Consider the following 11,898-nt stretch of genomic DNA (forward strand, 5'->3'; position numbering starts at 1 on the left):
TCCTACTCGGACTGTGCCTATTAACTTATTTTTGGTTGCATCAATTACTGAGACACTATTACCCATGCAGTTTGTCACATATACTCTTGTTCCGTCCGAGCTGACCGCGACTCCAAAAGGCTCGGTTCCTACATTAACCGTAGCTTTAACAGTATCCGTAGCAGTGTCAATTACAGAAACATTGTTACTCTCTAAGTTTGTAATATATGCAAATGGTGATGCACCTGCGACACCTGCTAATATTAAAATTGAAAGTGTTGCTATCCCAAAAGTGTATATAATGTTGCATTCTCTGTTTGCTTTATTAGATCTTGCAATAGATGAGAGTGGAAGCGAAAAAGTGGAAATCGGTGTCCTTGATATAATTTTACTTTTCATCTTCTTTCCCTGCCAGTGTTTGTCTAATGATAGTGACATGATTCAACATTACAATGTAATTAATAAACAAGTCCTCTTATGTTATAACTCTTTATGGTATGTTCTATTGTATTAGTTCCAAAATACGCTCACAAACCTGACTATAAGACGTCATCCATTGACCACTGGACCCTTCCTTCATAATGGATTAGTTCTGGAATCGGTACACTAATATAGGCAGAAAACTGAATTTTTAGAAATTTGCATTGAGAAGCAAGGGAGATTTTATTTTTCTCCCTTGCTTAGGGTTGCTGGGTTAAATAATAAGATGTGTCAACATAATCTATATTATCTCATCTTTTTTACAAATGCAACTGCCCCCAGTACTGCTACAAGTACCCAAATAGGACTTAGAAAAGGAGTATCTTTTGATGCTTTAGTAGGGATGGATTCTTTTTCCTCCTTACTTGCTGTTCCTGCATTTGCTGTCATCCCGGTATCATTTGTCTGGTTTTCGGTTTGACTTATATGGCCTAATAAAGAAGTATTGTTTGACTCAGTAGAACTGGAAGTTGTCACCGGACCAATCCCCACAGCAGTAGGATCTCCTCCTACGGTCACCGTAGTATTAACTTTGTTTGTTGCTGTGTCAATTACAGAAGTAGTGTTGCTCCCATAGTTTACTACGTATACCTTATTTCCATCTGGTGTGACTGCAACTTCATGAGGAGTTAATCCCACATTCACTGTGTCTATAACCTTATTTGTGGTCGTGTCAATTACATCAACAGTACCTGTTGAAGTTACATCAATATCACCTTTACCTGAGTATCCATCGGGCATATCTACCGTTACATATACCCTCTTTCCATTCGGACTGACTGCAATTCCCTGTGGACAGCTTCCAACATTTACTGTCGCTGTAACTTTATTTGTTGCCGTGTCAATTACAGAAACAGTACCGTTGTAGTAAGGATGACTATTAGAGTTAACCACATACACCTTTGTTCCATCCGGACTGACTGCTATTCCTTCTGGACTTTTTTCTACATTTACTGTTGCTGTAATAGTGTTTGTTGCCGTGTCAATTACAGAAACATTACCTTGGTAGTCAGAGTATTCGCTAAAGTTCACTGCATATACCTTTTTTCCGTCAGGGGCGACTGCAACATCCCTAGGCAAATTTCCTACTTTTACTGTGGCTGTAACATTGTTTGTTGCCGTATCAATTACAGAGATAGTTTTGCTCGGAGAGTTCGCAACATACACCTTTGTTCCGTCTGGATTGACTGCAACTCCAAGAGGATAGCTTCCTACTCGGACTGTGCCTATTAACTTATTTTCGGTTGCGTCAATTACAGAGACACTATTGTTCAGGCAGTTTGTCACATATACTCTTGTTCCGTCCGGGCTAACTGCAACTCCCTGCGGACAGCTTCCAACATTTACTGTCGCTGTAACGGTGTTTGTTGCAGTGTCAATTACAGAAATATTATTACTCTCTGTATTTGCAACATATGCAAACGGTGATGCAACTGTGACACCCGCCAGTATTAAAACCAGAAGTGTCGCCACTCCAAAAACTTTTATGATGCTGCATCTTCCGCATGCTTTATTAGATCTTGCAATAGATGAGGTTGGAAACGAAAAAGTGGAAATCGATGTTCTTGATATAATTTTACTTTTCATCTTCTTTCCCTGCCAGTGTTTGTCTAATGATAGTGACGTGGTTCAACATTATAATGTAATTAATAAACACGTGTTCTTATGCTATAACTCTTTATGGTATGTTCTATTGTATTAATTCCAAAATACGCTCACAAATCTGAATTATAAGACATATCCATTGATCAACGAATTCTTCCTTCAATAATGGATTCATTCTGGAATCGATACACTAATATAAACAGACAACTGAATTTATCGAAATTTGCACTGAGAAGTAAGGGGAAAATGTAAAATCCCCTTGCTTAGGTTTACTAGGTTAAATAACAAGATGTGTCAACAGAATCGTATTATTACTTCATCTTTCTTACAAATGCAACTGCTCCTAAAATTGAGATAAGTACCCAAATAGAGTTTAGAAAAGGAATTGATGCTTGAGTAGGGATAGATCTTTCCTGCTTACCTGCTGCTCCTGCATTTGCTGTAATTTCGGTATTATTTGTCTGGTTCCTTGTTCGAGTTTTAGAGTTTAAGAAAGAAGTACCGTTTAATCCAATAATAGAACTGGATTTTATTACCGGACCAATTCCGACAGCAGTAGGGGATCCTCCTACGGGCATCGTAGTATTAACAGTATTTGTGGCTGTGTCAATTACAGAAGTAGTGTTGCTCCCATAGTTCACTACATAAACCTTATTTCCATCTGGGGTGACTGCAACTTCTTGAGGAGCTGATCCCACACTCACTCTGTCTATAAACTCATATTTAGCTGTGTCAATTACATCAACAGCACCTGTAATTGCAGTTACACCACCTATGCGTTCTAAAAAATATCCATCTGGATTTTCTACCGCCACATATACTCTTGTTCCATCTGGGTTGACTGCAATTCCAGATGGGGCGCTTCCTACAGGCACTGTAGCTGTAACATTGTTTGTTGCAGTGTCAATTACAGAAACAGTACCTTTGTAGTAAGGATAACCATTGGAGTTAACAACATACACCTTTGTTCCATCCGGGTTGACTACAATTCCATGTGGATCTTTTTCCACATTTACTGACGTTGTAATAGTGTTTGTTGCTGTGTCAATTACAGAAATATTACCTTGGTAGTCAGGAGGAATGCCGGAGTTCGCCACATATACTATTCTTCCGTCAGGGGTGATTGCAACATCCACAGGCAAGTTTCCTACAGGTACTGTGGCTGTAACTTCATTTGTTGCCGTGTCAATTACAGAGATAGTGTTGCTCGCAGCGTTTACAACATATACCTTCGTTCCATCTGGATTGACTGCAACTCCCTCAGGATAGCTTCCTACTCGGACTGTGCCTATTACCTTATTTTTGGTTGCGTCAATTACGGAAACACTATTGCTCATGCAGTTTGCCACATATACTCTAGTTCCATCAGAACTGACTTCAACTCCCAGAGGACAGTTTCCTACAGGTACTGTGGCTGCAACGGTATCTGTGAATGTATCAATTATAGAAACGTTGTTACTCTCTACATTTGCAACATATGCAAATGGTGATGCACCTGTGACGCTTATCAATATAAAAACAGAAAGTGTCGTTATTCCAAAAAGATTTATAATGTTGCATTTTCTGTTTGCTTTATTAGATCTCGCAATAGATGAGAGTGGAAGCGAAAAAGTGGAAATCGGTGTCATTGACATAACTGTATTTTTCATCTTTTTCCCCTGCCAGTGTTTGTCTAATGATAGTGACGTGGTCCACTATTATAATGTAATTATCATAATGAAATTATTATAATTTTATTGATATACATACGTTCTTCTGCCATAACCTAAGTTCCACTTTTTAAGTGCACAAATTTCTCATGATGTCGAATTATGCTAATTTTTTAAGCATATAAACTTCAGGCTCTAAGTTTGGAATTAAATCATCTGGCTATTAGACCTGTGAAATTCGATTTATATCTTGAAACTTGGGAAATCAGGCTGTAACTTTCAATGGTGTTTTTCAATGTATCGATTTCGAAACACCTTCACGGACTTGAAATTTTAAATTTATTCATTAACAATGAATTTTTTTCAGTGATGGACTAGTTCTGGAATCGATACATTAGTTTGTTTTTAAGGTGGGTAATGTTTTTGTTTTTAAGGTGGGTGGTGCAGGTAGTTAGCTATTTGAGATTTTTCTGAAAATAAGGCTTCCCAGGTTAGATTTATTTACTCCATTAACGATATTCTCAAGTGTGAATCCTCCGATTTTATCTCCAACGTTAAGAGTTCTGGCATTTGCATAGTCAGTCAGCCAGATCCCGTCAATCTGAACAATACTGTCGTTTCCACTCTGATAGACGTTGCTAATATGGACTTTCAGAACAGGAACATGGTCTTCGCCTTGAATACTGTCAAGGAAGCAAGTCCAGTTCTCACCAGTTGAAAGGATAGTATCATCTACGTATTTTCCATTTTTATCGAACTCAAGCCAAACCTTTTTACCGTCAACGTCAACCTGCCTGGCCTTGATACTGTAGCCCTGGCCAAGACCAAGTTTACTGCCAGCCTTCAGGGTGAATTTGTCACTGCTGTCAAGAACAAGCCTGGCAACCTTGTCAACATGGCATTTCCAGATAGGGTCGTAATTGGCAACCAATGGAACGTTCTTCTCTTCAAATAAATTGATTAAGGGGTATCGTTCATTAGACCAGGTACTGCATTTATAACTGGTGCTAACAACGTTACGGCTTACAGGAGATTCTGTAATCTTTTCGAAAACAAGGCTCCCAAGGTTTGATGAACTTGTCCCATTGACTATTTTCTCAAGTGTGAATCCTCCGATTTTATCTCCAATTTTAAGGGTCCTGGCATTTGCATAGTCAATCAGCCAGATTCCGTCAATATTGACAATACTGTCATCTCCACTTCTGGATACGTCGCTAACATGGACTTTCAGGACAGGAACATTGTCTTCACCTTGAATTTTGTCAAGATAACAGGTCCAATTATTGTCACCAGGATCAGTTGAGATAATAGTATCATCTACGTATTTTCCATTTTTATCGAACTCAAGCCAAACCTTCTTTCCATCAACATCGATCTCCTTGACCTGGATGCTGTATCCCTTGCAGAGATCGAGTTTTTCGCCTGCCTTCAGGCTGTGTTTGTCACCGCTATCCAGAACGAGTTTGGTAAGTTTGTCAACGTGACATTTCCAGATAGGGTCATAATTGGCAACCAATGGAACGTTTTTTTCTCCAAATAAATCGATTACTGGGTATTGTTCATTAGACCAACTATCGCATTCATAATCGGTACTGACAACATTACAGCTTACAGGAAATTCCGTAACCTTTTCGAAAACAAGGCTCCCAGGGTTAGATGAATTAGTTCCATTGATGATTTGCTGAAGTGTGAATCCTCCGATTTTATCTCCAACATTAAGAGTTCTGGCATTTTCATAGTCAATCAGCCAGATTCCGTCAATCCGAACGATATTGTCTACTGCACCCGCAAATAACTGATTGACATAAACTTTCATGACAACAATATTATTTTCGCCCTGAACATTGTCAAGGGCAACAGTCCATGTCTTGTTGCTATCAGTATTAACCGAGAGAATTTGATCAGCAACATATTTCCCATCCTTGGTAAATTCAAGCCAAACCTTCATTCCGTCAATGTCAATCTGCTTTACTTCAAGAGCATACCCCTGACCAAGGTCGAGTTTTTCGCCAGCTTTGAGGGTATAAGTTGCGTTACTGTCAAGAACGAGCCTGGCAAGTTTATTAACGTGACACTGCCAGATTGGGTTGTAATTGGCAACCAGTGGAACATTTTTCTCCCCAAATAAATCGATTACTGGATACTCGTCATTAGACCAGGTACTGCATTTATAATGGGTGCTAACAACATTGCAAATATTAGCTTTACTGCAATTATTGTCTGCTGCACTTCCTGTGTTTACTGCTATTGAAATTAATAGAGTAAAAGCCAAAAGTACAACTATTTTATATTTCTTCACTTTACTGTCCTCCTTGTTTCTTCTATCTACAGGTTGCTAAGAGCATCCTTCAGACTTTGATTCGTCCAGGGTGTCTTAACTGCACTCAGTTTTTTAGTAGTTTGTTGGATCCTCAAAATCTAGCATAGTTTCCACTAATCATTGACCGTTATCGATCAAAAACGAGGAAAACAATATAAAGTCTTTCGACAAGACCCAAATTTTATTGCTAGACTGATAAAAACATGAAGTCAGGAAATTGGGCTCTATAGAAATCTTCTTGGAGTAGCCTTAAATACCTGTGATTCAAGATGTGGGCTGGATTCTCGATAATTGAAGATGATCCGTTTCTGTCTATTTGAAGAGGACTTCTACAGAGCTGGAAATTGTTTGTTGATTTTTTTCTTTATACTGTGGTGTTTGATGCTTTTGTAGAGTCGGGTTCTCCTTCATCTAAAAATTTGCTTGTGAAAAACTTCAAAAAGTCCAGGTGCCATGAAATAGATGGGCTTGTACTCTTGTTACTAGATACGATCGGTTCCTCTTTGGAGGCATGTGAATAAGAACCAACAGTTTGAGTATTCTTGAAAGCAAGACTTCCCAGGTTAGACGAATTTGTCCCGCTAACTATTTTTTTAAGCGTGGACTCTCCGATTTTATCCCCGATTTTAAGGGTTCTGGCATTTGCATAATCAATTAGCCAGATCCCGTCAATCTGGACAATACTATCGCTTCCGTCCTGATAGACTTTGCTAACATAGACTTTCAGGACAGGAATATTGTCTTCCCCTTGAATATTATCACGTAAACAAGTCCAATAATGCTCATTGGGATAAGTTAAAACGATAGTGTCATCTACATATTTTCCATCTTTATCGAATTCGATCAAAGCCCTATCTCCAGCAACGTCGATTTGCTTGATCTGGAGGCTGTAGCCCTGGCCGAGATCGAGTTTTTCACCGGTCTTCAGGAGGTGTTTCTCATCGCTATCAAGAACGAGTTTAGCAAGCTTATCAACATGACATTCCCAGATTGGGTCGTTATGAGGTTTCCGTGATTGGTCGCTATTGGCAAGCAACGGAAAATACTTCTCTCCAAATAAATTGATGGATGGATATTGATTAGACCAGCTGTCACATTTATAATTAGTACCAACAACATTACAGCTTATAGAAGATCCCGTAGCATTTTTAAAAACAAGGCTCCCCTGGTTAGAGATATTCTCTCCGCTGATTATTTCTTCAAGTGTAAATTCTCCTATTTTATCTCCGATTTTAAGGTTTCTGACATCTAAATAGTCAGTGAGCCAGATTCCGTCAATCGAAACACAACTATATTGAAGGATATTATTTTCTACCAATCCGCTTACACCGTCAACATGAACTCTCATGACAATAACGTTGTTTTCGCCCTGAATATTATTGTTAAGAGTAACAGTCCATGTTGTATTCTTGTCATCATTGAGTGTAACTATTCGATCATCAATATATTTTCCGTCCTTTGTGAACTCGAGCCAGGCTTGCTGATTGGGAATACTTATCTGCTTTGCTTCGAGAGCGTAGCCCTGGCCGAGATCGAGTTTTTCACCGTCTTTGAGAACGTGACGTTCATTACTGTCAATAATCAACTTGGCAAGCTTGTCAATATGTGCATCCCAGATACTTTCATTAGTGTTAAACAGCGGAACATATTTATCTCCAAATAAATCGATTACTGGATACTGTTCATTAGATACCCATTTATAACTGGTACTAACAACATCACAAACATCGGTTATATTGCTTACATTGTCTGTTACATTGTCTGCTGTGTTTGCAGTGTCTGCCGTATTTGCAGTGTCTGCTGTAACATCAGACCAGCTGTCGCATTTATAATTTGTACCGACAACATTACAAGCTACTGAAGATCCCGTGGTATTTTCAAAAACAAGGCCTCCCATATTAGAAGTGTTTACTCCGCTGACGATATTCTCAAGAGTGAATTCTCCTATTTTATCTCCTACCTTGAGAGTTGTGGCATTTGCATAATCAATCAACCAGATCCCGTCAATCCGAACGATATTATCTACTGCACCCGCAAATAACTGATTGACATAAACTTTCATGACAACAATATTATTTTCGCCCTGAACATTGTCAAGGGCAACAGTCCATGTCTTGTTGCTATCAGTATTGGCTGGGACTATTTGGTCAGTAATATATTTTCCATCCTTACTGAACTCAAACCATATTTCCTCATTGTCAATATTGATCTGCTTTACTTCAAGAGCGTATCCATTGCCAAGATCGAGTTTTTCACCGTCTTGGAGGGTGTAAGTCTCATTATCATCAAGAATCAACTTGGCAAGTTTGTTAACATGTACATTCCCAGTGCTTCCATTGGTGGTAAACAGTGGAACCTCTTTTTCTCCAAATAAATCGATTATCGGATATTGTTCGTTAGACCAACTCTCGCTATTATAGCCGGTGCCGGTTACATCGCAAACTTTGGTTATACTGCTGGCATTGTCTGCTGCGTTTGCGTTATATGCAGCAACTGAAATTAGGATAGTGAAGGCAGCCAGCAAAATTACTGTATATTTCTTCATTAAGTTGTTTCCTCCTTGTTTTAATATTTTTTTGGACATTCCAACCCTAGCAGAACTCCCGCTAACATTTGGCATTATTAATCAACAACTCGTGGGCTGTAAAAATTTGAAATGCTTGTGGAATGTGTTCACTTCGAAATTGTTTAGATTCAAAACTTATTACATTAGTTTAGATTCAAAACTTATTACATTAAGTTCTTCTCTTTTCACTCCAAATATGTCATTAATAAAAAGAGGAGGGATTCACTGTCCCACCTCCCTTGAGTATCACCAATGCTTTCTCTGCAGAACTCCTGACGTAGTTATACTCGTCTTTATCGGTGCTGACCCGGCTCAAACAGTTGATAGCTTCTGGTCCTCCCAGTATCCCAAGAGCTTGAACTTCCGATACTCTGACATCCGACTCTCTTTCGATCTCAAGGGCCTTAATGATAGGCTCAACAGCTTTCCTATCGCCAAGTGATCCAAGTACACTTGCAGCACCTTTTCTTACTCCAGAACTTTCATCCCCAAGCAAGGAAATTAGAGGATCGACCGCCCGGGTGTCCCCGACTTCCCTAAGAGAATAAACAATTTTCATTCGTATGTGCCAGTTTTCATTTCCAAGAGCGGCAATAAGAGCGTCTGCAGCCTCAGGATCTTTATATCTTGCCAAGGAATAGATAGCAGTCTCGCAGAGAGTAGAATCTTTAGACTGAATGAGCTCTGCAAGGAGTGGTATCGCTTTTTTGCTTTCAATACGTCCAAGAGAACCAGCGGCAGCTGCCTGTACCTTTACTTTACTGTCTCCGAGGGCATTAATTAGGGGCTGCTCGGTCTGGGCAATTTCCTCAGACTCATTAAAATGACCCAAAGCGTAAGCGGCTCCTATGCGCACTTCTGGAACCTGGTCATTCAGCATCCGAACCAGAATAGGAACAGCAGCAGGGTCCTGAATATGCTCATATACAGCTACGGCGTTGGTCCGGGTTGTAGGATTTTTGCTGTCCAGCAGTTTAATAAGTTTTCCGAACACATATTCCCCTTTAATACGGCCAAGACTGGAAGCTGCAGACCTTCCAACTTCTTTGTCAGCTAATAGATCCAAGAGGGTGTCAACTGCTCGCGGATCTCCAGTTTCTCCAAGGGCAAATACAGCCTCAGAGCGTATATTCGAATTGCCCGTGTAGCGCATATCCGAATCGCCATCATAGCTTATACTGGCATCATCGCGTTTCAGAACCTCACAAAGAGGTTCAGTAGCCCTGGGATCTTTCAACATTCCAAGCGCAATTACCGTATAGCGAATTACCTCTCCGTTTTCATCCTTTAAAAGCTCAATAAGGGGCTCAACAGCTTCAACGGCTTGAAGTTGTCCAAGTGAAAAAGCTGCATTCATACGAACCTCCGAGACCGGGTCTTTCAGAGCTTTTATTAACGAATTTGTAGCTTTTTTGTCACCTATTATTCCCAGATTTTGGGCAGCAAGGCTTCGAACCTGAGGATTATCATCCTTTAAAGCTTTTATAAGTGGGTCTACTGCAGGTTCCCCGATCGCGCAAAGTTCATTAGCTGAAAGTGAACTGACTCTCTCATCCTCATCCCCGAGACTCTGAACCAGTGTATTCACTCGAGCTTCTACCGGATCCTTATCAAGACAGCCAGCACAGATTCCGAAAAGCAAGAACATAAGAATCAAAAGTTTTGCACTCTTGCAACTGAAAAGTTCATCTCTTTTTATCATATGCTTCACCTGCCCTCCTCCTGAGCCGGAATATTTAATTCGGCAGATGTTACCTGATCCTGCCATCGGGATGTTATATTCAGCAGGAAGCGATCCCCGTTTTGCCCGACAATCACAATCGGGATAGGCTTATATGAATCTCCTGAGGGTTTACCGTGCGCAATTTCCACAATTGCATATGGATAACCCGGCCAGGCTCTTAGGGCACTTTTATCCTTTCCGCCCACGGAATAAAATTCGGAAGATGTAAACACAATTTTCCCTGTTCTTTCGTTTGTCACTGTTAAGTTAGTACTCACTTTGTCTGCAGAGCTCAACCCGTAATTTATAAGATAGGCATAAACCTTATACACATCAGAGGTGTTTCCGCGTTCGAGTTCATTCTCAAGCTTAAGATGTAGTTCGGGAAGCGGGACATTTACAAGATAAGTGTCTTCGTCCAGAAGTCTGCCATTCTGAACGACCTTAACCTTTACAGGGTATTCCCCTGGAAGCTGATACCCAAGCCATACCTTGACCGAGTTATTTCCTGGAACAAGCTTTATCGGCTTCTGAAGAGAAACTGATCCTTCATCCCATGGACCTGTGGAATTATCGGAAATTATCAGCCTTGGAGTTGAGTAACTTACCCCATTTTCGTCCACAAAAGCATTCTCAATCTCAAGCCACACATCCACGGGCTTTAAACCGTTATTTTGAAGCGTTATGTTCAGCTTTCCAGGGTCATTGGCCCCAAAAGGAGAAGCGTAAATATCAGTAATTTTTACATCGGCTCCATTTCCATAGTACCATGACCCTCCCAGAACCAGAACCAGTAAAACAACTGAAACCGAAATAAGAGCACCTCTCTTCACGTCATTCACCCCTCAACCCTATATTATCCTTAAGCTCATCAGCTATCGAAATGCAATTTGTAAGCCCATACTTTTTCTTTGTTATTATGCCTCTCTTTTCCAGGTTCATGAGAACTCGAGAAACTTTGGCCTTGGAAAAGTCGAGAGAATTTACAAGTTCATTCTGGAGAATTCTTCCTCCTTTTGCTGCAATCAATTCAACGGCTTTCCGTTCGTCTCCTTCAAGGGCCCGCAGAAGAACATCTGTAGGGTCAATGTTAGCTTTGGGCAAAGTTTCCTCAATAGAGTCAGTTTCAAGCGAGACCTCAAAAACCTTCTCTGGAGGTTTTTCTGTGATAACGTTGAGAGCCGCTATCTGTGCTGCCTGTCCGGTTATTGAAAGCTCAGAGCCTTGAACTCCCAGTGACCGCAAAACCTGGGCCAGCGCCAGACCTCCAAAAAACCCGGAAAAAAGGAGAATATACGCTTCTTTTACAGTATATACATACGGGATATCCACAACCTTGAACGTATCCCCTTCAAGCTGGATTACCACTGGTGAATCCTCAAGCAGGAGATTAATGGCTACAGTGCTCGAAATAAGCAGGATACCCACAGCCAGCATGAGTCTTTTCCGTTCCTGGGCCGTCTTACCACCTCATTTACTACTCCTAGTATGTACGAAACAAATGTTATAATTTTAGTATGACCAGGCCTGAAACGTCTCAGGAATCTGAAACCACTGCCATCTGATGGCGAAAAAG

8 protein-coding genes are annotated in these 11,898 nt (G+C 40.4%); all 8 read right to left on the reverse strand.

Annotation, left to right across the window (positions count from 1 at the left end; genetic code table 11):
* A partial coding sequence (locus tag BP861_RS10620; RefSeq protein WP_394339176.1) for a YncE family protein occupies positions 1-378 on the reverse strand: 378 nt, incomplete at its 3' end.
* Positions 379-705: 327 nt separating this feature from the next.
* Positions 706-2,046 carry a YncE family protein gene (locus BP861_RS10625; RefSeq protein ID WP_292375263.1) on the reverse strand — a complete coding sequence of 447 codons (1,341 nt, stop codon included), beginning with the start codon at positions 2,044-2,046 and terminating at the stop codon, positions 706-708.
* Positions 2,047-2,375: 329 nt separating this feature from the next.
* Positions 2,376-3,713: a YncE family protein gene (locus BP861_RS10630; protein WP_292375265.1), complete on the reverse strand. Its 1,338-nt coding sequence runs from the start codon at positions 3,711-3,713 to the stop codon at positions 2,376-2,378.
* A 451-nt stretch (positions 3,714-4,164) separates the two neighbouring features.
* Positions 4,165-6,012 (reverse strand): S-layer protein domain-containing protein, encoded by a 1,848-nt coding sequence (locus BP861_RS10635; RefSeq protein WP_292375268.1) that lies wholly within the window; start codon positions 6,010-6,012, stop codon positions 4,165-4,167.
* 385 nt (positions 6,013-6,397) lie between these two features.
* Positions 6,398-8,578 (reverse strand): S-layer protein domain-containing protein, encoded by a 2,181-nt coding sequence (locus BP861_RS10640; RefSeq protein WP_292375271.1) that lies wholly within the window; start codon positions 8,576-8,578, stop codon positions 6,398-6,400.
* A gap of 223 nt (positions 8,579-8,801) precedes the next feature.
* Complete coding sequence (locus tag BP861_RS10645) at positions 8,802-10,301, reverse strand: HEAT repeat domain-containing protein (RefSeq protein ID WP_292375481.1); 1,500 nt, start codon at positions 10,299-10,301, stop codon at positions 8,802-8,804.
* A 5-nt stretch (positions 10,302-10,306) separates the two neighbouring features.
* Complete coding sequence (locus BP861_RS10650; RefSeq protein WP_292375273.1) at positions 10,307-11,155, reverse strand: hypothetical protein; 849 nt, start codon at positions 11,153-11,155, stop codon at positions 10,307-10,309.
* 1 nt (position 11,156) lies between these two features.
* Positions 11,157-11,759 (reverse strand): helix-turn-helix transcriptional regulator, encoded by a 603-nt coding sequence (locus BP861_RS10655; protein ID WP_292375275.1) that lies wholly within the window; start codon positions 11,757-11,759, stop codon positions 11,157-11,159.
* Positions 11,760-11,898 lie beyond the last annotated feature (139 nt).

Source organism: Methanosarcina sp. UBA411, from assembly GCF_002495725.1.
GTDB lineage: Archaea > Halobacteriota > Methanosarcinia > Methanosarcinales > Methanosarcinaceae > Methanosarcina.

What these genes read in the sequence shown, in the direction of transcription:
- BP861_RS10625 (WP_292375263.1), bottom strand. Translation starts at nt 2,046, where the DNA reads ATGAAAAGTAAAATTATATCAAGAACATCGATTTCCACTTTTTCGTTT.
- BP861_RS10630 (WP_292375265.1), bottom strand. Translation starts at nt 3,713, where the DNA reads ATGAAAAATACAGTTATGTCAATGACACCGATTTCCACTTTTTCGCTT.
- BP861_RS10640 (WP_292375271.1), bottom strand. Translation starts at nt 8,578, where the DNA reads ATGAAGAAATATACAGTAATTTTGCTGGCTGCCTTCACTATCCTAATT.
- BP861_RS10645 (WP_292375481.1), bottom strand. Translation starts at nt 10,301, where the DNA reads ATGATAAAAAGAGATGAACTTTTCAGTTGCAAGAGTGCAAAACTTTTG.
- BP861_RS10655 (WP_292375275.1), bottom strand. Translation starts at nt 11,759, where the DNA reads ATGCTGGCTGTGGGTATCCTGCTTATTTCGAGCACTGTAGCCATTAAT.